22 protein-coding genes are annotated in these 22,478 nt (G+C 71.9%); 7 read left to right on the top strand and 15 right to left on the bottom strand.

What is annotated here, in order from left to right; translation table 11 throughout:
* The first annotated feature begins 215 nt into the window (after positions 1-215).
* The 6 genes from GXW74_RS16520 to GXW74_RS16495 all read left to right on the top strand — a co-directional run bounded on the left by GXW74_RS16520 (position 216) and on the right by GXW74_RS16495 (position 6,475).
* Positions 216-704, top strand: a complete 489-nt coding sequence (locus GXW74_RS16520; protein ID WP_211847631.1) for a MarR family transcriptional regulator — start codon at positions 216-218, stop codon at positions 702-704.
* Positions 685-1,827 carry an HlyD family secretion protein gene (locus GXW74_RS16515; RefSeq protein ID WP_211847630.1) on the top strand — a complete coding sequence of 381 codons (1,143 nt, stop codon included), beginning with the start codon at positions 685-687 and terminating at the stop codon, positions 1,825-1,827. Before GXW74_RS16520 ends, GXW74_RS16515 begins: the two co-directional genes overlap by 20 nt.
* Complete coding sequence (locus GXW74_RS16510) at positions 1,820-3,442, top strand: DHA2 family efflux MFS transporter permease subunit (protein WP_338148254.1); 1,623 nt, start codon at positions 1,820-1,822, stop codon at positions 3,440-3,442. Before GXW74_RS16515 ends, GXW74_RS16510 begins: the two co-directional genes overlap by 8 nt.
* 144 nt (positions 3,443-3,586) lie before the next feature.
* The gene (locus tag GXW74_RS16505) at positions 3,587-4,753 is read left to right on the top strand and encodes an acyl-CoA dehydrogenase family protein (protein ID WP_211847629.1); all 1,167 of its coding nucleotides are present in this window, start codon (positions 3,587-3,589) and stop codon (positions 4,751-4,753) included.
* 46 nt (positions 4,754-4,799) lie between these two features.
* A complete protein-coding gene (locus tag GXW74_RS16500) occupies positions 4,800-5,549 on the top strand; it encodes an electron transfer flavoprotein subunit beta/FixA family protein (RefSeq protein ID WP_211847628.1) in 750 nt (249 codons plus the stop codon).
* 2 nt (positions 5,550-5,551) lie between these two features.
* Positions 5,552-6,475, top strand: coding sequence for an electron transfer flavoprotein subunit alpha/FixB family protein (locus tag GXW74_RS16495; RefSeq protein ID WP_211847627.1), 924 nt, complete (start codon positions 5,552-5,554; stop codon positions 6,473-6,475).
* A gap of 146 nt (positions 6,476-6,621) precedes the next feature.
* Here the strand turns inward: GXW74_RS16495 and GXW74_RS16490 are convergent, their stop codons facing one another.
* The 5 genes from GXW74_RS16490 to GXW74_RS16470 form a co-directional block, all read right to left on the bottom strand.
* A complete protein-coding gene (locus GXW74_RS16490; RefSeq protein ID WP_211847626.1) occupies positions 6,622-7,803 on the bottom strand; it encodes a CaiB/BaiF CoA transferase family protein in 1,182 nt (393 codons plus the stop codon).
* 14 nt (positions 7,804-7,817) lie between these two features.
* Positions 7,818-8,945, bottom strand: coding sequence for a C4-dicarboxylate TRAP transporter substrate-binding protein (locus GXW74_RS16485; protein ID WP_211847625.1), 1,128 nt, complete (start codon positions 8,943-8,945; stop codon positions 7,818-7,820).
* Between the two features lie 47 nt (positions 8,946-8,992).
* Positions 8,993-10,303 carry a TRAP transporter large permease gene (locus GXW74_RS16480; protein WP_211847624.1) on the bottom strand — a complete coding sequence of 437 codons (1,311 nt, stop codon included), beginning with the start codon at positions 10,301-10,303 and terminating at the stop codon, positions 8,993-8,995.
* A 50-nt stretch (positions 10,304-10,353) separates the two neighbouring features.
* Positions 10,354-11,325: a Bug family tripartite tricarboxylate transporter substrate binding protein gene (locus tag GXW74_RS16475; protein ID WP_211847623.1), complete on the bottom strand. Its 972-nt coding sequence runs from the start codon at positions 11,323-11,325 to the stop codon at positions 10,354-10,356.
* Between the two features lie 99 nt (positions 11,326-11,424).
* On the bottom strand, positions 11,425-12,396 hold the full coding sequence (locus GXW74_RS16470) for a Bug family tripartite tricarboxylate transporter substrate binding protein (RefSeq protein ID WP_211847622.1): 972 nt from the start codon (positions 12,394-12,396) through the stop codon (positions 11,425-11,427).
* Positions 12,397-12,488: 92 nt separating this feature from the next.
* Between GXW74_RS16470 and GXW74_RS16465 the strand changes: the two genes are divergently transcribed.
* Entirely contained in the window at positions 12,489-14,033 is a 1,545-nt protein-coding gene (locus tag GXW74_RS16465) for a class I adenylate-forming enzyme family protein (protein WP_211847621.1), read from the top strand.
* Positions 14,034-14,074: 41 nt separating this feature from the next.
* On the opposite strand, the gene GXW74_RS16460 is transcribed toward GXW74_RS16465, so the two are convergent.
* From GXW74_RS16460 to GXW74_RS16415, 10 genes are read right to left on the bottom strand one after another with little or no spacing between them, the layout of a single operon-like run.
* Positions 14,075-14,578 (bottom strand): TRAP transporter small permease, encoded by a 504-nt coding sequence (locus GXW74_RS16460; protein WP_211847620.1) that lies wholly within the window; start codon positions 14,576-14,578, stop codon positions 14,075-14,077.
* A gap of 19 nt (positions 14,579-14,597) precedes the next feature.
* Entirely contained in the window at positions 14,598-15,749 is a 1,152-nt protein-coding gene (locus GXW74_RS16455; RefSeq protein ID WP_211847619.1) for an acyl-CoA dehydrogenase family protein, read from the bottom strand.
* A 5-nt stretch (positions 15,750-15,754) separates the two neighbouring features.
* On the bottom strand, positions 15,755-16,744 hold the full coding sequence (locus GXW74_RS16450) for an NAD(P)H-dependent flavin oxidoreductase (RefSeq protein ID WP_211847618.1): 990 nt from the start codon (positions 16,742-16,744) through the stop codon (positions 15,755-15,757).
* 7 nt (positions 16,745-16,751) lie between these two features.
* Entirely contained in the window at positions 16,752-17,219 is a 468-nt protein-coding gene (locus GXW74_RS16445) for a MaoC/PaaZ C-terminal domain-containing protein (RefSeq protein WP_211847617.1), read from the bottom strand.
* A 13-nt stretch (positions 17,220-17,232) separates the two neighbouring features.
* Positions 17,233-18,411: a thiolase C-terminal domain-containing protein gene (locus GXW74_RS16440; RefSeq protein ID WP_099096134.1), complete on the bottom strand. Its 1,179-nt coding sequence runs from the start codon at positions 18,409-18,411 to the stop codon at positions 17,233-17,235.
* A 37-nt stretch (positions 18,412-18,448) separates the two neighbouring features.
* Entirely contained in the window at positions 18,449-19,591 is a 1,143-nt protein-coding gene (locus tag GXW74_RS16435) for an acyl-CoA dehydrogenase family protein (protein ID WP_211847616.1), read from the bottom strand.
* Positions 19,592-19,594: 3 nt separating this feature from the next.
* Positions 19,595-20,011 (bottom strand): Zn-ribbon domain-containing OB-fold protein, encoded by a 417-nt coding sequence (locus tag GXW74_RS16430; RefSeq protein WP_211847615.1) that lies wholly within the window; start codon positions 20,009-20,011, stop codon positions 19,595-19,597.
* A gap of 21 nt (positions 20,012-20,032) precedes the next feature.
* A complete protein-coding gene (locus GXW74_RS16425) occupies positions 20,033-20,845 on the bottom strand; it encodes an enoyl-CoA hydratase/isomerase family protein (RefSeq protein WP_211847614.1) in 813 nt (270 codons plus the stop codon).
* 22 nt (positions 20,846-20,867) lie between these two features.
* Complete coding sequence (locus GXW74_RS16420) at positions 20,868-21,662, bottom strand: SDR family oxidoreductase (RefSeq protein WP_211847613.1); 795 nt, start codon at positions 21,660-21,662, stop codon at positions 20,868-20,870.
* A gap of 1 nt (position 21,663) precedes the next feature.
* Positions 21,664-22,440, bottom strand: coding sequence for an enoyl-CoA hydratase/isomerase family protein (locus GXW74_RS16415; RefSeq protein ID WP_211847612.1), 777 nt, complete (start codon positions 22,438-22,440; stop codon positions 21,664-21,666).
* Between the last annotated feature and the right edge of the window lie 38 nt (positions 22,441-22,478).

Here is a 22,478-nt window from a genome sequence, read left to right as displayed (position 1 = left end):
TCGGTTTGCTTTTCCAGCGGGCAGCAGCCCGCTGAACATGGGTTCAGTCTGCGCAGCCGGCGCGGCAATCGTCAATCACCTCTCCTGCGGCCCGCGAGGCGGCCATCGGGCGACACATCGCGGATGCCGTCTCCGGCGGCAGACCGCCGCGAGGATCGCCATCGCCGCTTTTTCGATTGCATCAGATTAATTGTCTGGCTAATTAATTACCTGCGATGAGATTGGATGCAACCCTGCTCGGCGGTCAGGAACGCTTCGGCGTGCTGCTCGGGCAGATCGCCCGCCATTGGCGCGCGCGCCTCGACCGCCGGCTGAGCGAGTTCGGGCTGACGGATGCCCGCTGGGTGACCCTGCTGCATCTCGCGCGCAGTGGCGACGGCCTCACCCAGAAGGATCTCGCTGCCCGCGTCGGTGTCGGCGGGCCGACGCTGGTCCGCACCCTCGACCGCCTGGAGCGGGAAGGCATGGTCGTCCGGGTGGGCGACGTGCAGGACCGCCGCGCCAAGACCGTCCACTTGACGGCCAAGGCGATCCCGGTGCTGCGGCTGATCGAGGAAAACGCGGCTGCGGTGCGGTCGGAACTGCTGGACGGCATCTCCGCGGCGGAGCTCGATCTCTGCCTCGCGGTGTTCGATCGCGTGGCGGCCAATCTCGCCGCCACGCCTGCAAGGACGGATTGCGAGAATGGACATAGGGCAGCCTAGCGGCATCCCGGCGGAGACGGCTGGCCAGCCTGCGCGGATGCGGGTGATCCGGCGGATCGTGGGGCGGGCGGCCGCGGTGGTGGTCGGCGGGGCCATGCTGGTCGCCGCCGGTTCGTGGCTGATGAAGCAGTTCACCCATATCCATGTCGATGATGCGCGCATCGCCGCCGACATGGTCGTGCTGAGCAGCCGCATGCCGGGCTGGGTGACGGAGGTCAGCGTCGCGGAAGGCGATTCCGTCACCCGGGGAACGGTGATCCTCACCATCGATCAGCGCATCGCCGCGCTCGACCTGCGCAATGTCGAGGCGCAGCTCGCCGGCGTGGCCGCCCGCCGCGCCGAGACCGAGGCGCGCATCGTGATGATCGACCACCAGACCGCCAGCCAGGAGGAGGCCCAGCGCGCCCGGGTCGAGGCGGCCGAGGCGGCGCTCGCCGGGGCTGAGGCGCAGTTCGAGCTGGCCCAGGCGGATTTCGCGCGCGCGCAGGAACTCGTGACCACCGGCGCCGGCACCAGGGCCCGCTTCGACCAGAGCCGCGCCGCCCTCGATTCCGGCCGGCAGGCGGTGCTCGCCCGGCGCGCCGACCTGACCAATGCGCGCGCCACCCTCGCCGAGGTCATCGCGGCGCGCGAGCAGCTCAACGTGCTGCGGCGGCAGCTCGAGACACTGGCGGCCGAGGAGGCGAGCCTGACGGCGCAGCGCGAGCGCGCCGCGCTCGACCTCGCCGACCGGCGCATCGTCATGCCGTTCAACGGCCGGGTGGACCGCGTCTTCGTCGATCCCGGCGAATACGTCACGCCGGGCCAGCGCCTGCTGATGGTGCATGATCCCGACGCGGTGCGCGTGGACGCCAACGTCAAGGAAACCGACATTCGCTATTTCCGCCCCGGCGGGCGGGTGCGGGTCACGGTGGACGCCTATCCCGGCCTGGTCCTCGACGGCACGGTCGATCGCATCGGCCAGGCCGCGACCAGCGAGTTCGCGCTGCTGCCCAACCCCAACCCGAGCGGCAATTTCACCAAGATCTCCCAGCGCCTGCCGGTGCGGATCCGCGTGCCGCAGCAGGAAGGGCGGCTGCGCCCGGGCATGATGGTGGAGGTCGAGGCATCCATCCGTGACTGACCAGGCGCCGGCGCCCGGCTCGCTCCCCGCGCTCATGAAGCGCTGGGGGCCCAATTACCGGTGGTATGTCACGATCACGGCGATGATGGGCACCATCAGCACCGTGCTCAGCTCGACCATCGTCAATGTCGCCCTGCCGGACATCATGGGGACATTCGGCATGGGCCAGGACAAGGCCCAGCTGATCTCCACCGGCTTCCTCGCCGCGATGACCGGCACCATGCTGATCAATGCCTGGCTGGTGGACAGTTTCGGCCAGCGCGCCACCTTCTCCGGCACCATCGCCGTGTTCATCGTCGCCTCGGCGATGGGCGGCCTCGCGCCCAGCGAGCCGATCCTGATCCTTGCCCGCGTGCTGCAGGGCGGCGCGGCGGGGGTGCTGCAGCCGCTGGCGATGGTGACCATCTTCCAGGTCTTCCCGCCCGAGCGGCGCGGCTCGGCCATGGGCATCTACGGCATCGGCGTGGTGCTGGCGCCGGCGCTCGGGCCGACCATCGGCGGGCTGATGGTGGACAACTTCAACTGGCGCTTCGTGTTCTTCCTGGTGCTGCCGACCTGCGTCGCCGGGCTGTTCCTCTCGGCGCTGTTCATGCCCAGGCGCGCGACCAGCGGCCCGCGCAAGCCCTTCGACTGGATCGGCTTCGCCCTGCTCTCGGTGTTCCTCGTCGTGCTGCTCAACGGGCTGTCCAACGGCCAGCGCCATGGCTGGCGGTCGCACATGGTACTGCTCGACTTCACCCTCGCCGCGGTCTCGGGCCTCGCCTTCGTGGCGTGGGAGACCTGGACCGCCGCGCCGATGCTGAACCTCGCGCTGTTCCGCCTCCCGAGCTTCTCCGGCGCCTCCATCGTCGCCATCGTGTTCGGCGCCGGCATCTTCGGCTCGACCTACCTGGTGCCGATCTTCGTGCAGACCATCCAGGGCTACACCGCGACCCGGTCGGGGCTGGTGCTGATGCCCGCCGGGCTCATCCTGACGATCGCCTTCCCCATCGCCGGGCGGCTGACAGACAAGCTGCCGGCGGATGTGATGATCACCGCCGGGCTGCTGCTGTTCGCCTGGTCCTCGCTGCTCATGGCCGGGCTCGACACCAACACCCCCTTCTGGTCGCTGGCGGTGTGGATCGCGCTGGGGCGCATCGGGCTTTCCCTCATCATGCCGAGCCTGAACGCGGGGGCGCTGCGTGCGCTTCCGCCGCAACTGCTGGGCCAGGGTTCGGGGGCGCTCAACTTCGTCCGCCAGCTTGGCGGGGCGATCGGGACCAACCTGCTCGCGGTGATGAGCGAGCGGCGCGGCCAGCTCTACGCCCATGCCTTCGCCGCCTCCCAGGACACCGCCAATCCCGCCACGGTGGATTTGCTGCGCCAGCTTCTCTCCTACCTCCTGGCCGAGGGAGGCGTTGCCGAAGGCGGTGTCGCCCCGGGCTTCGGGGCGGAGAGCATCGGCCTGGCCGAGGGGCAGCGGCTCGGCTACGCGCTGGATTATCTCGGCAGGATGCTGGCGGCGCAGGCGGCGATGATGGGCTACCGGGACGGCTTCCTGCTGATCGCCATCGCCTTCGTCGTCGCCATCCCGCCGGCCTGGCTGATGCGCCTGCGTTCCCGCCATGCGGGCTGAGCGGCGGCGCCATCGTCGGCCCCGGCGCTTCCGCAGGCAGCCGGGCCGTGCGAACCTGGAACCGAGTCGTGACGGATGGCAGGACGGATGGCAGACCGGCCCGAAGGGCGCGGATGGTCATCGAGGAATGAAGGGGGAGACGTCGTGGATTTCGCTCTGACACCGCAGCAGGAGGCGCTGCAGGACGCCATCGGGCGCATCTGCGCCGATCTCGGCGACGACTACTGGCTGATGCGCGACCGCCAGGGCGGCTTCCCGACCGAGCTGCACCAGGCGCTCGCGAAAGGCGGCTGGCTCGGCGTCTGCATGCCCGAGGATGTGGGCGGCGCCGGCCTCGGCATCACCGAGGCGGCGCTGATGATGCAGACCATCGCGCAATCCGGCGCGGGCATGAGCGGCGCCTCGGCCATCCACATGAACATCTTCGGGCTGCAGCCGGTCGTGGTGTTCGGCACCGAGGAACAGAAGCAGCGGATGCTGCCGCCGCTGATCGAGGGGCGCGAGCGGGCCTGCTTCGCCGTGACCGAGCCCAATACCGGCCTCGACACCACCCAGCTCAAGACCCGCGCCGAGCGGCGCGGGGACCGCTATGTGGTGCATGGCCAGAAGGTATGGATCAGCACGGCGCAGGTCGCCGAGAAGATGCTGCTGCTGGCGCGCACCACCCCGGCTGAGCAGGCGCGCAAGCGCACCGAGGGGCTGTCGCTGTTCTACACCGACTTCGACCGCAGCCGCATCGAGGTGCGCGAGATCGAGAAGATGGGCCGCAAGGCGGTCGATTCCAACCAGGTGTTCATCGACGGGCTCGAGATTCCGGTCGAGGACCGCATCGGCGAGGAAGGGCAGGGCTTCCGCTACATCCTGCACGGCATGAACCCCGAGCGCATCCTGATCGCCGCAGAGGCGGCGGGCCTCGGTCATCTCGCGGTGTCGCGCGCCGCCGCCTATGCCAAGGAGCGCGTGGTGTTCGGGCGCCCGATCGGCCAGAATCAGGCGATCCAGCATCCGCTCGCCGAATGCTGGATGGAGCTCGAGGCGGCGCGGCTGATGACGATGAACGCCGCCTGGCGCTACGATAGCGGGCTCGAATGCGGGGCGCAGGCGAACGCGGCGAAATACCTCGCCGCCGAGGCCGGCTTCAAGGCATGCCAGCAGGCGGTGATGACGCATGGCGGCTTCGGCTACGCGAAGGAGTATCACGTCGAGCGCTACCTGCGCGAGAGCATGATCCCGCGCATCGCCCCGGTGAGCCCGCAGCTCATCCTCAGCTTCGTCGCCGAGCGCGTGCTCGGGCTGCCGAAATCCTACTGAACGCGCCGCCGCAGGGCGGCCCCTTGAGCAAACCAGGAAGATGCCGATGAAGGTCCTCGTCCCCGTCAAGCGGGTGGTCGACTACAATGTGAAGGTCCGCGTCAAGGCGGACGGGTCGGGCGTCGAGACGGCGAACGTCAAGATGTCGATGAACCCGTTCGACGAGATCGCGGTCGAGGAAGCCGTGCGCCTGAGGGAGAAGGGCGTGGCGGGGGAGATCGTCGCGGTTTCCTGCGGCCCGAACGCGGCGCAGGAACAGCTCCGCACCGCGCTCGCCATGGGGGCGGACCGCGGCATCCTGGTCGAGCATGACGGCGTGCTGGAACCGCTCGCGGTCGCCAAGCTGCTCAAGACGATCGTCGCCAAGGAAGGCCCGGCGCTGGTCATCCTCGGCAAGCAGGCGATCGACGACGACATGAGCGCCACGGGGCAGATGCTGGCCGCGCTGCTGGGCTGGGGCCAGGGCACCTTCGCCTCCAAGATCGAGAAGGAGGGCGAGAGCCTGCGCGTCACGCGCGAGGTCGATGGCGGGCTCGAGACGGTGTCGCTGAAGCTTCCCGCGATCGTGACCACCGATTTGCGCCTGAACGAGCCGCGCTACGCCTCCCTGCCCAACATCATGAAGGCGCGCAAGAAGCCGATCGAGACGCTGAAGCCGGCCGACCTCGGCGTCGACCCGACGCCGCGGCTGAGCGTGCTGAAGGTCGAGGAGCCGGCGAAGCGCCAGGCCGGCAAGAAGGTGGGCTCGGTGCAGGAGCTCGTCGAGAAGCTGCGCAACGAAGCGAAGGTGATCTGACCATGGCCGTGCTCGTTCTCGCCGACCACAAGGATGGCGGCATCACCCAGCCCACGCGCAGCACGGTCGCGGCCGCCGCGGCGCTCGGGGACGTCCATGTGCTGCTGGTAGGCGAAGGTGCCGCCGCGGCAGCGCCCGCCGCCGCGAGGATCGCTGGCGTAGCGAAGGTGCTGACCGGTGCGGAAGCGCCGGTGCTGGCCGAACCGCTGGCCGCGCTTCTGGTGTCTATGGCGCCGGGGTATTCGCACCTGCTGGCCCCGGCCTCGGCTTCGGGCAAGAACGTGATGCCGCGCGTCGCCGCCCTGCTCGACGTGCAGATCCTGTCGGACATCTCCGGCGTGGTCGATGCCGATACCTTCATCCGCCCGATCTATGCGGGCAATGCGATGGCGACGGTGAAGTCGTCGGATGCGAAGAAGGTGATCACGGTGCGCGCCGCGTCCTTCGACCCGGCGCCGGCCGAAGGTGGCTCCGCTTCGGTGGAAGCCGCGCCGACCGCCGCCGATCCCGGCCTGTCCACCTTCCTGGGCGCGGAGATCGTGAAGTCCGAACGGCCGGAACTGACCGCCGCGCGGATCGTCATCTCCGGTGGTCGGGCCATGGCGTCCTCCGAGAACTTCGCCATCATCGAGAAGGTCGCGGACATCCTGGGCGCGGCCGTCGGTGCGTCGCGCGCCGCGGTCGATGCGGGCTATGCGCCGAACGACATGCAGGTCGGCCAGACCGGCAAGATCGTCGCCCCGGAGTTGTACATCGCCGTCGGCATCTCGGGCGCCATCCAGCACCTGGCCGGCATGAAGGACAGCAAGGTCATCGTCGCCATCAACAAGGACGAGGAGGCGCCGATCTTCCAGGTCGCCGACTACGGCCTGGTGGCGGACCTGTTCAAGGCGGTGCCGGAACTGGAAGCCGAACTGGCGAAGTAAGGCCGGGGGAGGAGAACCTCTCCCGAACCTCCTCCCTTCCTTGTCATCTGGCGCCGGCCTCGGCTGTCAGTTCCCAGGTGCCAAGAAAGGTTGAGGGGGGTACGGGGGGAGAAGTTCCCTTCTCCCCCCGTTTCTCGTTTCAGGGTTCAGCCCGCGAGGACGATGCCTTCCTCGATCAGCGCGGCGATCTCGGCGCCGGTCGCGCCGAGCCCTTCCAGCACCTCGATGCTGTGCTCGCCGATGCCCGGCGCGGGCCGGATCGCGGCCGCGGCTTCCGGCGGCACCCCGGGCAGCCGGGGCACAAGGATGCGGCCATAGGGCGCCTGGTCCAGCTCCGTCAGGATGCGCGAATGGCGCACCTGCGGATCGGCGCGCATCTCGGCATAGCTGTTCACCGCGCCGCACAGCACGTCGTGGCGGCTCAGCAGCTCGATCCAATGCGCGGTCGGCGCGGTGGCGAACAGCGCGGCCAGCCCGGCATCGATCTCGCCGCGCCGTTCGAGCCGGCCGGCGACCTTGGCGAGGGACGCATCCCCCGCCCAGTCGGTCCGCCCGATCGCCTGGGCGAGCTTGGCGAACATCGGGTCGGTCAGCGCGGTGACGTTGATATAGCCGTCGGCGGTCGCGTAGGTCGCCGCCGGCACCGCCACGGGCTGCACGGTCTTGCCGCCGGCGATCTCGTCCTCGACCACCGCCATGGCCTGGAAGGCGCTGGTGGCCTCGAGCAGCGAGGCCTCCACATGCCCGCCCTTGCCGGTGGTGGCGCGGCGATAGAGCGCCGCGCCGGTCGCCTGCGCCGCATAGACGCCGGTGCAGATGTCGGCCACCAGCACGCCCACCTTGCGCGGCGTCCCGCTCGCATCGCGGTTGACGCGCATCAGCCCGGTCATCGCCTGGAACACGGAATCCGATCCGGGCCGCGTCTCATAGGGGCCATCCTGCCCGTAGCCATTGACCGAGACATAGACGAGCCGCGGATCGCGCGCGGCGAGATCGGCATAGCCGAGGCCGAGCCGCGCCGCGACGCCGGGGCGGAAGCTCTCCACCACCACGTCCACGCCCTGGGCGAGGCGCGCCAGCAATTCGCGCCCCTTTGGCCGCGTCGCGTCGATGGCGATGGACCGCTTGCCGAGGTTGCCGGCGATGAACAGCCCGCACTTGCCTTCGAGCCCCCAGCCGATGCCGCGGCCCCAGTCGCCCGCGGGCGGCTCCACCTTGATCACCTCCGCCCCCTGCTGGGCGAGGATCGAGGCGCAGGACGGCCCCGCGAGCCCCTGGCTGATATCGAGCACCCTGAGCCCGCGATAGGGCGGCTCCCATGCCGGCATGGCGTTCCTCCTCCTCAGAACCTGGCCCGGTCGTAGATCTCCGTCCGCAGCGCCTGCTCGAAGCGGTCCACGTCCACGCCGGTGCGCTGCACGATCTCGCGCCATTTCCGCAGATTGGCAAGGAAGGCCTCGATCACCGGCTCCGGGTTGCGGGCGCCGCGCTGGCGCGCCACGGCGATGGCGTTGCGGACCTCGTCACGGTTGTAGTCCTCGAGCAGCCGGGCCAGCGCCGGATCGGGCGGGAAGGTGGTCACGCCGCGCTCGCGCGCGCGGCGCTCCACCGTCTCGTCGTCGCGGACGTAGCCGACCGCGACCTGCGCCAGGGCGCGCGGGACCAGGCGCAGGAAGGCGGCGCGGTCCTCGGCGCGGATGCCGTTCCAGCTGTCGCGGTTGAAGGCGATCAGCGCGCCGCCGAAATACGCCCCCATCGGCAGGTCCACGACGTTCTTCGCCACATCCCACAGCGACAGCGTCTCGAGCCAGGCCACTGAGCCGATGACGCAGTCGAGCTGGCCGCGCTCGAGCGCCTCATAGGCCTCGGCGTTGGGGATGTTGACGCCGACGCCGCCCATGCGCTGCGCCCAGCGGCCATAGACATTGCCGGCCGCGCGCATCCGCAACCCGCGCAGGTCGTCCATGCTGCGAACCGGCTGGCGGCACATGACGCGGTATGGCGTTGTCGAGTAGGCGCCGATATAGACCGTGTTGTTGCGGCGGTACTCGGCGAGGCAGTCGGGGCAGTTCAGCAGCACCGTCTCGTTGATCGCGCCCATCGTCGCCAGAGGATCGGCGGCGAGCAGCGCGAGGTCGCTCATCGCCGTGTTCAGCGGGATCTGGTTCGGGTGGTAGAGCGAGACGACGAAGCCGCCATCGACGAGCCCGGTGCGGATGGCCGAGAGCGTCGCCGGCCCGGCGACCAGCGAGCCGCCCGTGTGCAGCTGGATCCGCAGCGACCCGCCGGTCGCGCGTTCCGCCTCCTGGAACAGCGGGATCAGCCCGTCGCGGTTGCTGCCGTGGCTGGGCGGCAGGTAGCTGGAATAGGTCAGCGCCCGCTGCTGCGCCGATGCGCCGGCCGGCAGCAGGCTGCCCAGCGCCAGCGCGGCGCCGGCCAGCAGGGTTGTCAGTCTCGATCGGCTCGTCATCTCGGTTCCTCCCGTGTGGTTGATGGTCGGTCTCGCGCGGGGCGGCCTCACCGCCCCATCATGTCGGGCAGCCAGAGCGAAATCTGCGGATAGGCGATCAGCAGCGCCACGATCACCGCCTCCGCCGCCAGGAACCAGAGCAGGCCGCGAAAGATCGTCGGCAGCGGCACCTCCTTGCCGACGATGCCGCTGACGACATAGGCGTTCATCCCCACCGGCGGCGTCAGCAGGCCGATCTCGAGATACTTGATGACCAGCACGCCGATCCACACCAGGTCGAGGTTGAGCGCCTGGAACATCGGCAGCAGCACCGGCAGCGTCAGCAGCATCAGCCCGAGCGGATCGAGGAAGCAGCCGAGAAACAGGTAGATCAGCGAGGCGCCGATCACCACCAGCAGCGGATCCACCGCCCAGCTTCCCATCAGTCCGGCGAGGAAGCCCGGCATCCCCGACAGCGCCAGGAAGCGCGACAGCAGCACCGCGCCGATGGCGATGAAGAAGATCGAGGCGGTCCCCTCCAGCGCCTCCATCACCGCCGCGCCCATCGCCGCGCGCGACATCCGGCCCTGCAGCGCGGCGATGCCGCAGGCGGCGAGCGCGCCGACCGCCGCCGCCTCGGTCGGCGTGGCGACGCCGCCATAGAGGCTGCCGATCACCGCCAGCACCAGCACCGGGATCGGCCAGACCTGGCGCAGCGCGGCCAGCCGCTCGGCCCAGCCGGCCGGCTCCTCCGCGCGCGGCGCCAGCGCCGGGTTCAGCCAGCAGCGCAGGATGATCATCGCCGCATAGACCGCCGCCGTCAGCAGCCCTGGCAGGATGCCCGCGATCAGCAGCCGGCCGATCGGCTGCTCGGCGAAGATGCCGTAGAGCACCATCAGGATGCTCGGCGGGATGAGCGAGCCGAGGGTACCGCTTGCCGCCACCACGGCGGTGGCGAGGCCGGGCTCGTAGCGCGCGCGCAGCATCTCCGGGATGGCGAGGCGGCCCATCGCCGCCGCCGTCGCCATCGAGGAGCCCGAGGCGGCGGCGAAGCCGGCGGCGGCGAAATTGGTGGCGACCGCGAGCCCGCCCGGCAGGAAGCCCAGCCACAGCCGCGCGGCGCGGAACAGGCTGCCGGTCATGCCGGTGTGGTATGCGACCGCCCCCATCAGCAGGAACATCGGCACCGCCGAAAGCGACCAATGCGCGGCGAATTCGAAGGGCAGCGCGCCGAGCGCGCCGAGTGCTGCCTGCGGGCTCCGCAGCAGCGCGATGCCGACAACCGAGACGCCGCCGAGGGCGACGCCGATCGGCACCCGCAGCGCGATCAGCACGAAGACGGCGCCAAGCCCGGTGAAGCCGATCTGCAACGGGGTCATGCGGCGGCTACGGGCCGGGGGCGGTGGGGAAGCGGGCGGCGCTGCGGCATCTACTCCACCCTGATCCCGGCTTCGCGGATCAGCGCTCGCCAGGTCGCGAGGTCGGCGGCGAGCAGCGCGCGCAGCTCCTCCGGCCCGCCCTGGCCCATCACCAGCCCGCGCGCTTCCCACTGGGCGCGGAAGGCGGGATCGGCGGTGGCGGCGCGCATTGCCGCGGCGAGGCGCGCGACGATCGGCTGCGGCGTGCCCGCCGGGGCGAAGAGCGCCTGCCAGAAACTCGCCTGCACGCCGGGCAGCGTCTCCTGCATCGCCGGCAGGTCGGGCATCAGCGCGATCCGCCCGCGCGCGGTGACGGCGATGGCGCGCACGCGGCGGTCGGCCAGCAGCGGCGCCGCGTCCGACACCGTGGCAAGGAAGGCGGGCAGCCGCCCCGCCGTCAGATCCACCAGCGCCGGCGCCGCGCCGCGATAGGGCACATGCACGAAGGGCGCGCCGGAGGCGCGGTGGATCATCTCGATCATCAGGTGGTTCACCGCGCCGATGCCCGAGCTGCCGAAGGTCAGCCCGCCGGGCGTGCGCCGCGCGAGGTCGAGCAAACCGGCGAAGTCGGCGGCCGGCACGTCCGGGTGGACCACCAGGATGAAGGGCGTGTCGTAGAAATGCGCGATCGGCGCCAGTTCGCGCAGCGGGTCCTGCGGCACCAGCTGCGGCTGCAGCGCGGGCGCGATGGCGAGGCTCGCCGCGCCCATCAGCAGCGTGTAGCCGTCGGGGCGCGCGCGCACGACATGGGCGGCGGCGATGGCGGCCGCCGCGCCGGTGCGGTTCTCCACCACCACCGGCTGGCCGAGCTCGCGCGCGATCCGCTCGGCCGCCGCGCGCGTCGCCGCGTCGGTCAGCGCCCCGGCCGGATAGCCGGTGACGAGCGTGACCGGCCGCGCCGGCCAGGCGGCCTCCTGCGCGCGCGCGCCCAGCGGCGCGCCGAGCGCCGCCGCGAGGAATGTCCGCCGCTGCAAACCGTTCATTTCGTTCCTCCCTGTGACCATGCCGCCCGGTGCCCGCACGCCGGCGACGAACCTCCGTTGCCGCGCCCCGGGCCGGTGCCGGCGGCGCAACCCCGGCCGCTAATCCGCCCTGATCCCTGCCTCGCGGATCAGGCGCCCCCAGGATTCGATCTCGGAGGCCAGCATCCTGCGCAACTCCTCCGGCCCGCCGCTCGCGATGACCACGCCGCGCGGCCCCCAGAGCGCGCGGAACTCCGGCGCGCCGGTGGCGGCGCGCAGCGAGGCGGCCAGGCGTGCGATCACCGGCGCCGGCGTCCCCGCCGGCGCGAACATGGCCTGCCAGAAGGCGGCATGCACGCCAGGCAGCGTCTCCTGCACTGTCGGGACGGCGGGGATCGCGGCGATCCGCTCGCGCGAGGAGACCGCGAGCAGCCGCAGCCGGCCATCCTCCAGCTGCGGCTGGGCATCGGAGAGGGTGGCGAAGGTCGCCTGCACCCGGCCCGCCTTCAGGTCGAGCAGCGCGGGCGGCGCGCCGCGATAGGGCACCTGGCCGAATCGCAGGCCGGCGGCGCGCTGCACCATCTCGGTCAGCAGGTGGTTGACGGAGCCGGTGCCGGAATGCGCCACCATCACCTCGCCCGGCCGGGCGCGCGCGTATGCGAGGAAGCCCGCCAGGTCGCGCGCCGGCAGTTCCGCATTCACCAGCAACACGAAGGGCGTGTCGTAGGTCTGCGCGACGGGCGCCAGTTCGCGCAGCGGATCCTGCGGCGGCAATGACGGCTGCAAGGTCGGGTTGATCGCGAGGGTCGAGGTGCCGAGCAGCAGCGTGTAGCCGTCCGGCCGTGCGCGCACGACATGGGCGGCGGCGATCGAGGCCGCGGCGCCGGTGCGGTTCTCCACCACCACCGGCTGGCCGAGATCCGCTGCCATCCGTTCCGCCACCGCGCGCGCCACGACGTCGGACAGCCCACCCGCGGCATAGCCCGTCACCACCGTGACCGGCCGCGCCGGCCAGGCCGCGTCCTGCGCGCGCGCGACCGCCGGCGCGCCGAGCGCCGCCGCGAGGAATGTCCGCCTGCCGATGCCCCTCATCGCCGATCCTCCCATCCGCGCCCGTGCCGCGCGCCCCGTTGACGCATCATCGCCCCGCCCGCAGCCTGCGCGCGAAGAAGCAGGAGGACGCCATGACCGAAAGCCCCGCCGATGCCGGCATCCCTGGCGCCGCGGCGCTGACCGTCGCGGATCTGTTCCGCGACCGCGCGTCGCGGCACCGCGACCGCGTCGCGCTCGAACAGGATGGCCGGCGCTGGACCTATGGCGCGCTGGAGGAACGGGTGAACCGCCTCGCCCGCGCGCTCGCCGCGCGCGGCGTCGGGCGCGGCGAGCGCATCGCCGTGCTGTCGGAGAACCGGCACGAATTCGTCGAGGCCGAACTCGCCGCCGCCTCGCTCGGCGCCATCGTGGCCTGCCAGAACTGGCGCCAGTCGCGCGAGGAACTGGCCTATTGCCTCGCCCTCGCCGAACCGTGCCTGTGCCTTGTCTCGGAACGCTTCGAGGCGCGCCTCGCCGAGGCCGGCGGCGGCGCGCTGCCGAGCCTGGTCTTCGGCCCACGCTACGAGGCGGCGCTGGCGGCCGAGAGCGCCGCGCCGCCGCCCGACCGCGCCGAGCCGGAGGACGGCCTCGTCATCCTCTACACGAGCGGCACCACCGGCATGCCGAAGGGCGCGCTGATCAGCCAGCGCGCCATGGTCGCGCGCGCCATCATCGCCCGCGCCGACCAGAGCGCCTTCCCCGAGGAGACCTTCGTCGCCTGGTCGCCGATGTTCCACATGGGCGCGACTGACAGCGCGCTGGCGACGCTGATGCATGGCGGCAAGGTCATCATCCAGGACGGCTTCGACCCGGCCGCCCTCGTCGCGGTGCTGGCGCACGAGGCACTCGGCTGGCTCTCGGTCATGCCCGGCACCGCCGAGCCGCTGCTCGAGGAGCTGCGCCGCACCGGCGCGCGCCCGCGCGGGGTCCGGCTGGTCGGCGCCATGGCCGACCTGATCGCGCCGGCCGCCATCGCCGAACTGACCGAACGGCTGCAGGCGCCGTTCCGCAACACCTTCGGCTCGACCGAGACCGGCCCCGGCCCGGCCAGCCGCGGCCGCATCCGGGTGGGCGCCACGCCGGCGCGGCTGTCGAAGGTGCAGAGCTCCTACTGCCGCATCCGCCTGGTGGACCCCGAGGACCGCGAGGTGCCCGACGGCGAGCCCGGCGAGGTCGCCTTCCGCGGCCCGAGCCTGTTCAGCGGCTACTGGCGCGCGCCCGAGACCAATGCGCGCGACTTCCGCGGCGGCTGGTTCCACATGGGCGACGTGATGCGGCGCAACCCCGACGGCACGCTCGATTTCGTGGACCGGGTGAAATACCTCATCAAGTCGGGCGGCGAGAACATATACCCCGCCGAGATCGAGCGCGTGCTGCTCGCCTCCCCGCGGGTGAGCGAGGCGGTGGTGGTGCGCCGCCCCGACGCCCGCTGGGGGGAAGTGCCGGTCGCCTTCGTCGCCCGCCGCGACGAGGCATTGACCGAGGCCGAACTGATCGCCGCCTGCCGCGCCGCCATAGCCGGCTACAAGGTGCCCAAGGAGATCCGCTTCATCGAGGAAGCCGCGCTGCCGCGCAGCACCACCGGCAAGATCCGCCGCCACGAGCTGGAGGCGCTGCTGCGCCCGCCTCCCGCCTGAACCGGCGCGCATCGCCCAGGGCGCGGCGGGCGGCGCGCGCCTCACGGCGCCGGCGCCCTGGGCGGCGCCAACTCGCGCACGGCCTGCAGCAGCATCCACGCCGCCATCGACCAGGTGCCGAGCGGCACCGCCCAGCGCGTCGGCCAGATCAGCACGTCGAAGGCGACCGCGCCGGTGGCCTCGCCGACCTGCGTCATCTCCCACGCCTCCTCGGCGCCGGCCCAGCCGAAGGCGATGAGATAGACGGCCGAGAGCAGCAGCGCCGCCGCCTCCAACCCGCGCCGCGCGGGCGCCGGCAGCGCGTCGGTGAACAGCGTCACCGCGATGTGGTGGCGCTTGCGCTGCACATGGGCGAAGGGGAAGAACACCGCGGCCGCCATGAAGTAGTAGGAGACCATCTCGAGCGTGCCGGGCACCGGCCAGCGGAACAGGTATTTCAGCGTCACGTCGAGCGTGACGTTGACCATCATCAGCAGCAGCGCCGCCCCGGCGATCCACAGCACCGCCGCGGTGGCGGCCCCGAGCGCGCCTTCGGCGGTCCGCATGGCGGCGCCCTCCCGCCGCTCAGAGCCCCATGCGGCGGGCGATGATCCCGCGCATGATCTCGCTGGTGCCGCCGCCGATGGTGCCCACGCGGGCGTCGCGGAAATACATCTGCATGTCGTGGTCCATCATGTAGCCGGCCCCGCCCATGATCTGGATGCCCATGTCGGCGCAGCGGCTGTTGTTCTCGGTCGCCACGACCTTGGCGATGGTGGTCTCGCTCACCGGGTCGAGCCCGGCATCCATCATGTCCGCCGCGCGATAGGTCAGCGCGCGCGCCGCCTCGACCATCATCCGCATGTCGGCGAATTTGTGCGCCACCGCCTGGAACTCGGTGATCCGGCGGCCGAAGGCGGTGCGGTCCAGCGCGAATTCGCGGGCGTCGTCGATGATGCGCTGGCAGTTGCCGCTCGCCGCCGCGGCGAGGCAGAGCCGCTCGACATTGAGCCCGCGCATCAGGTTGCTCCAGCCCTGGCCGCGCCCGCCCAGCATGCGCGCGGCGGGCACGCGCACATCGTCGAAGAACACCTCGTTCACATGGATCATCCGCCGCCCGAGTGCGCGCAGCGGCCGGATGGTCAGCCCCGGGCTGCGCGCATCCACCAGGAACACGGTGATGCCGCGATGGCCGGCATCGGCCTCGGTCTTGGTCACCACCGCGAGGTGGTGCGCGACATGGGCGCAGGTGATGTAGATCTTCTGCCCGGTGATGACGAAGCCGTCGCCGTCCTGCACCGCGCGGGTGCGGATCGCCGCCGCGTCCGACCCGGTATGCGGCTCGGTCAGGCAGAAGGCGAGCCGGGTCTCGCCGCGCAGCAGGCCCGGCATGATCTCCGCCTTCAGCGCCTCGGACGCGCCGAGCAGCTGCCGCCCGCCATAGATCGCCGTGGTCAGCCAGGCCGAGGCCATCTGCGCGCTGTGCCAGGAGACCGCCTCGACGAAGACCGCGAGGTCCTTGAACGAGCCGCCTGCGCCGCCGATCGCCGTGGGGAAGGGCAGGCCGAGCCAGCCGTCCCGCGCCAGCGCCTCATAGGCGTCGAAGGGGAACTCGCCGGCCTCGTCGAGCGTGCGGATGCGCTCGCGCGGCAGCACGCGGGCGAGCAGCGCCTGCACGCTGTCGCGCATCATGCGCTGTTCGTCGGTCAGGCCGAAATCGCGCCCCGGATCCTGCATCGCCATCATCCTTCCCCCTGCGCGCCCGCCAGCGCCGCCGCGCGTCCCGCCGCCGCGCGCGCCCCGGCGACGATGCGCGCCACCACCTCCCCCGCCGGGGGCAGGTCGTCGATCAGGCCCACCGCCTGGCCGGCCCAGACCAGCCCCTCGTCGAGCGCGCCGCCGACCGCGGCGCGTTCATTCGCCGCCCAGTCCACCATGGCGAGCACGCTGTCGCGGTCCGCCCCCGCCTTCTCCGCCGCCTGGATGCGGCGGGTCCAGGCGCTGTCCAGCACCCGGCCGGGCATGCCGAGGCTCTGCTTGATGACCAGCGTGTCCTCGGGCTGCGCCGCCAGCAGCGCCGCCTTGTAGCGTTCATGCGCCGCCGCCTCGCGGGTGGCGACGAAGCGCGTGCCGAGCTCGATCCCGTCCGCGCCGAGCGCCAGCGCCGCGGCCAGGCCGCGCCCGTCCACGATGCCCCCGCTCGCCAGCACCGGGATGCCGACGGCATCGACCACCATCGGCACCGCCACCATCGTCGTCAGGTCCGAACGGCCGAGATGGCCGCCGCCCTCGTAGCCCACCGTCGCCACCACGTCGGCGCCGGCCTGTTCCGCCTTGCGCGCCTGCTCGGCGCCGGCCACCAGCACCAGGGTGCGGGTGCCGGTGCCCGCCAGCCGGTCGATCCAGGGCCGCGGATTGCCCGCGGTGAAGGAGAGCACCGGCACGCCTTCCTCGACCGAGAGATCCACCAGCGCCGAGATGTCGATCCGCCCGATCGGGAAGTTCACCGCGAAGGGCGCCGAGGTCAGCGCCTTGGCCTTGCGGATCTCGGCGCGCAGCAGCTCGGGCTGGTGCAGCCCGGCCATGGCGATCTGGCCGAGGCCGCCGGCCGCCGAGACCGCCGCCGCCAGCTCCGCCCGCGCAACGCGCGCGAGCCCGCCCTGCACGATCGGGTAGCGGATGCCGAGCACGCGCGTCGCGCGCGTCTCCATCCGGTCGGCGGCGCCGTTCATCACGCGCTCAGCCCGGCCGGCGGCGATAGAGCAGGGTGGCGCGCATCTCCTGCGCCACCGTGCCGTCCTGCTTCACGCAGCGCCGGTCGAGCGTGACGGTGCCGCGGTCCGGCTTGCTCGATTCCTTCTTGGCCACCACCTTCGCCACCATGCGGATGGTGTCGCCGTGCTTGACCGAGGACAGCATCTTCCAGCCGTCGATCTGCAGCAGCGCGAGCAGCGTGCCGTCATTGATGCCGCTGGCATAGGTGAGGCCGCCCATCACCGCATAGACCAGCGGCCCATGGGCGATCGGCTCGCCGAACTGGGTGGTGCGGCAATACTCGAAATTGGTGTGGACCTCGTTGAAGTCGCCCGACAGGCAGGCGAAGTTGACGATGTCGGTCGAGGTGATGGTGCGCGCCGGCGTCGTCAGCTCCTGGCCGATCTCGAAATCCTCGAAATACATCCCGCGCGGCTTGCCTGCGGTGGTCATGCTCCGTTCCTCCTCACGCCTTGTCCTTGCCGAGCAGCATCGTGCAGTGCGAGGACAGGATGCCGCCCTCATTGTGCACCAGCGCGATCTCGGCGCCTTCCACCTGCCGCGCGCCGAGGCCGCCGCGCAGCTGGCGCACCGCCTCGACGATGCCGAACAGCCCGCCCGCCGCGCCCGCATGGGCGTGGGAGAGCATGCCTCCATGGGTGTTCACCGGCACCGCGCCGCCGCCGATCGCCGCCCGCCCGTCGAGCCAGTAGCGGCCGCCCTCGCCGCGCGGGCAGAGCCCGAGCTCCTCGGCCTCGATGATCGGCACGATGCTGAAGCAGTCGTACAGCTCGGCCACGTCGATGTCCGCCGGGCCGAGCCCGGCCATGCGATAGGCCGCAGCCCCCGAGCGCGTCGCGCCGAACTCGGTCAGGCTCGGCGCGCACATGATGTGCTCATGCGTGTGGAACTCGCCGATGCCGAGCAGGTAGGCCGGCTTCGCGCGCAGGTCGGCCGCCCGCTCGGCCGAGGTGACGATGAAGGCGCCCCCGGCATCGGAGATCAGGCAGCAATCGAGCATGCCGAGCGGATCGGCGATCGGCTTGGCCGCGAGCACCTGCTCGCGCGTCAGCGGCGCCTTCATGTGGGCGTTGGGGTGCAGCAGCGCGTGCCGGCGCGTGGTCGCGGCCACCTCGGCCATCTGCTCGCGCGTGGTGCCGTATTCCAGCATGTGGCGGCGCGCGATCATGGCGTAGAAGCCGGGGATCGAGGATCCGTAGGGCTGCTCGAAATACGGGTGGCCGACCGCGGTCAGCGCCGCCACCGCCTGGTCGCGGCTCTGGCCGGTGGCGCGGTTCTCGCCGGCGGTCACCAGCACCACCTCGGCCTGGCCGGCGACGATCGCCTCGGCCGCGTGCTTCAGCATCACCGCCGGCGTCGCCCCGCCCACCACGAGTGAGGCGTTGAAGCGCGGCTGCAGGCCGAGATACTCGCACAGCACCGAACCCAGCATGAAATAGGGCTCGGTGAAGGAATAGGCGGTCAGCAGCCCGTCGATGTCCGACGGCTTCAGACCGGCATCGTCCAGCGCGCGCTTCGCCGCCTGGGCATTCAGCCCGAGTCCGGTCATGCCCGGCACCTTGCCGATGTCGGATTCGCCGACGCCGACGATCGCCACCCGGTTCCGCAGGCTCGTCTCGCTCATCTTCCCGCTTCCTTGCCGCGGCGTCCCGTCACGCCGTTCACAACCCGATCTCCCGCGCGATCAGCTGGCGCTGGATCTGCGAGGTCCCGCCGCCCACCGTGGAATTGCGCGCATCGCGCCAGTAGCGCTGCATGTCGTGGTCATAGGTGTAGGCATGCCCGCCCAGAACCTGCATCCCGAGCGTGGTCAGCCGCACCAGCATCTCCGACGCATGCAGCTTCGCCATGCTCGCCTCCCGCGCGCAGGGCAGCCCCTGGTCGTAGCGCCAGGCGGCCAGCGCGGTCAGCCAGCGCGCCGCCTCCACCTCGGTCGCCGCGTCCGCCAGCGCATGGGCAAGCGCCTGGAAGCGCCCGATCGGCTGGCCGAACTGCTCGCGCTCGCGCGCATAGGCCACCGCATCCTCCAGCGTCGCCAGCGCGCAGCCGAGATTGTAGGCGGCGATGGTGATGCGCTCGCGCTCCAGGTGGCGGGTGACGTAGCGCCAGCCATGGTTCTCCTCCCCGATCAGGGCCGAGCCGGGCAGCCGCACCTCGTCGAAGTAGATCTCGTTCAGCCCGATGATGTGCCGCCCCACCGTGTCGAGCCGGCGCATGGTGATGCCGGGCGCGTCGTTGGGCACCAGCAGTAGCGAGATGCCCTTGTGCTTCGGCGCGTCCGGATCGGTGCGCGCCACCAGGATGATGTGGTTGTCCCTGGCATGGGCGCCGGTGGAGAACAGCTTCTGCCCGCTCACCACCCAGTCGCCGCCGTCGCGCCGCGCGCGGGTCCGCAGGGACGCCGCGTCCGAACCCGATTGCGACTCGGTCAGGCTGAAGGAGAGCTTGGCCTCCCCGCGCGCCACCCGCGGCAGCATCGCGCGCCGCATCTCCTCGGACGCGAAATCGCCGAGGATCGCCGCCCCCCAGGCGATCAGCGCGATGCGCGAGGCGATGTCCATCGACGGGCGGGCGAGCTCCTCATAGACGATGGCGCAATCCTGCATCGGGCTGCCGAGGCCGCCATGGGCGGCGGGCACCACCATCGCCGGGAAGCCGGCCTCGACCATCGCCGCGTGCAGCGTCTCGGGGAACTCGCCCTCGCGGTCCCAGCGGCGCACCGCCTCGCGCGGGCAGTGGCGGCGGACGAAGGCGGCCGCACTCTCGCGCAGCAGCCGCTGCTCCTCGGTGGGGGCGAAATCCATCGCTCAGCCCCGGCCGCCGGCGCGGCGGAACTGCGGCACGGCGGCGCCCTCGCCGCGATCCTCGAAGCAGACCGCGACGGCATCGCCGATCGCCGTGTCGAGCGCATCATCGCCGAGGATGTTGGCCATCATCCGCGGGCCTTCCTCAAGGTCGATCAGCGCCACCACATAGGGCACGCGCGGGGCGAAGGCGGCGAGCGGCGCGCGGCGGATGATCGTGAAGCTGTGCACCGTGCCGCGGCCCGTGGCCTCGACCCAGCGCAGGTCGCCGGACCAGCAGGCGGGGCACAAATGGCGCGGCATGAAATGCGTCTGGCCGCAGGCATCGCAGCGGCGGATCAGCAGCCGCCCCTCCCGCGCGCCCTGCCAGTAGGGGGCGGAATCGGCGTTGACGACGGGGCTCGGCAGCGTTTCGGTCATGCTCTCGGGTTCCTGTCGGGCTCAGCGGCGCGCCGCCGCGGCAGCGGCCGGGAAATCGGCGGGCCGGCGGTCGAGCATCGCCGCCAGCCCCTCGCGGAACTCGGGGTTGGACATGGCCAGCGCCTGGCCCAGCCCCTCATAGGCGAACATCTCGTCGAGGCTGCTCTCGAAGCTGCGCGCCATCAGGATCTTGGCGAGGCCCATCACCTCCGCCGGACCGGAAGCGAGGCGCTGCGCCTCGGCGAATCCCGCCGCGTCGAGCTCGGCATCGGGCACCACGCGGCCGACCAGGCCGAGCGCCAGCGCCTCGGCCGCCGTCAGGCTGCCGCCGCCGAACAGGAAATCCTTGGCGCGCGCCATGCCGATCAGCCGCGGCAGCGTGTACATCATGCCGATGTCGGGAATCGCGCCGAGGCGGAAGAAGCCGGCCATGAACACCGCGCCCTCGGCCGCGATCAGCCGGTCGCCAGTGAGCGCGAGGCCCATCCCGCCGCCCACCGCATGGCCGTTGACGCCGATCACCACCGGCTTCTCGAGCGTCATCAGCGGCACCAGCCAGCGGCTGAGGCGGCGGAAGCGGCGATGCACCGGCCAGGGGTCGCTCGCCCCGCGCAGCATCCGCAGGTCGCCGCCGGCGCAGAAGCTCGGCCCCGCGCCGGTGAGATAGACCGCGCGCACGGCGGGGTCGGATTCGGCTTCCTCGACCGCGGCGCCGAGCGCGACGCGCATCGGCTCGTCGAGCCCGTTGCGGTTCTTCGGATTGTCGAGCCGCAGCACCAGCACCGCGCCCTCGCGCCGCCGCCTGACGAGCTCCCCGCCCGGATCGGTGCTCATGGCCTTGCCCTCTCCTTCCGCGTCACGCCGCGACATGCTTCAGCCAGCGCCCGCCATCGACGACGAGGTTCTCCCCCGTCACATAGGCGGCGAGCGGCGAGGCGAGGAACACCGCGGCATTGGCGACATCCTCGGTCCGCCCGAAGCGGCCGAGCGCGGTGCGCCGGCGTTCCAGCTCCGCCACGCCGCGATCCTCGTAGAGCCGGCGCACCCCTTCGGTGTCGGCGATCGGCCCGGGCGAGATGGTGTTGCTGCGGATGCCGTCCGGCCCCCATTCCACCGCCAGGCTGCGGCTGAGCGAGAGGATGCCCGCCTTGGCCGCCGCCGCATGGGCCGCCCCCGGCCAGCCCGACAGCGCGTTCATGGTGATGATGCTGATGATCCGCCCGCCGCCGCGCGACGCCTTGAGCGCGGCATAGGCGGCGCGGCAGCAATGGAAGGTGCCGTTGAGGTCGATGTCCACCACCGTCTTCCAGCCATTGGCCGAGAGGTCGGCGGTCGGGCAGAAGAAGTTGCCGGCGGCGTTGTTCACCAGGATGTCGAGCGCGCCGAAGCGTTCGACCGTGCGCGTCACCGCCTCGTGCACCTGCTCGTAGGAGCGCACATCGGCCTGGAAGGCGGCGACCTCCGCGCCCTCGGCCGCGAGGCGCGCCGCCGCGGCGTCGAGCGTCGCCTGCTTGCGGCTGGCGATCACCACCCGCGCGCCGAGCCGGGCATAGGCGGAGGCGATGGCGAAGCCGATGCCGCTGCCGCCGCCGGTGACGAAGGCCACCTGGTCGGCGAGCAGCCCGGGCGCGAAGGCGGTGCCGGCGAGCATGTCAGGATCCCTTGCGCGGCGCGGATTGCCGCCGGCGGGCGGCGGCCAGCGCGGCGCGGTGCGAGGCGGTGGTGGTGGCGAGGGCGAAGGCGTCCGCCTCATGCGCCAGCGCATTGTCGAGGCCCTGGCCCCAGCGCTGGCGGCACAGCGACTTGGTCAGCGCCAGCGCCTCGCGCGGCAGCGCCGCGATCTCGCGAGCCAGCGCCATCGCCGCGGCGTCGAACTCCGCCACCGGCGCCACCCGCCGCGTCAGGCCGAGCCGCTGGGCCTCCTCGGCCGGCAGGGTGCCGCCAGTCAGCAGCAGGTCGAGCGCGACCGCGCTGCCCAGGCGCGCCTGCAGCAGGCAGGCGGCGCCGCCATCGGGCACGATGCCGAGATGCACGAAGGGAAAGCCCAGCCGCGCATCCTCGGCGAGCAGCAGGATGTCGGCCGCGAGCGCGAGCGAGGCGCCGCCGCCGAAGGCCGCGCCCTGCACCGCCGCGACCACGATCTTGTCCATGCGGATCAGCGCGAGGTGCTGCGCCTGCGCGAGCAGGATGCGCTCGCGCCAGGCGAAGGGGTTCTCGGGCATGTCGTCGAGATCGGCGCCGGCGCAGAAGGCGCGGCCTTCCCCGCGCAGCAGCAGCACGGCGATGTCCCGGTCGGCGGTGACCTCGCGCAGCCGCGCGGCGATGGCGTGCCGCATCGCCGCGGAGAGCGCGTTGAGCCGGTCGGGACGGCACAGCCGCAGCACCGCCACCGCGCCGTCGCGTTCCAGCACGACACCCTCCGCGCTCATGGCGCGCCACGTCCATTGCGCTGATCTGGGCGCATGGC

The organism is Neoroseomonas eburnea, assembly GCF_018129005.1.
GTDB lineage: Bacteria > Pseudomonadota > Alphaproteobacteria > Acetobacterales > Acetobacteraceae > Neoroseomonas > Neoroseomonas eburnea.
Note: the sequence above shows the minus strand (reverse complement) of the source record. Positions and strands in the feature narration are given on the sequence as shown.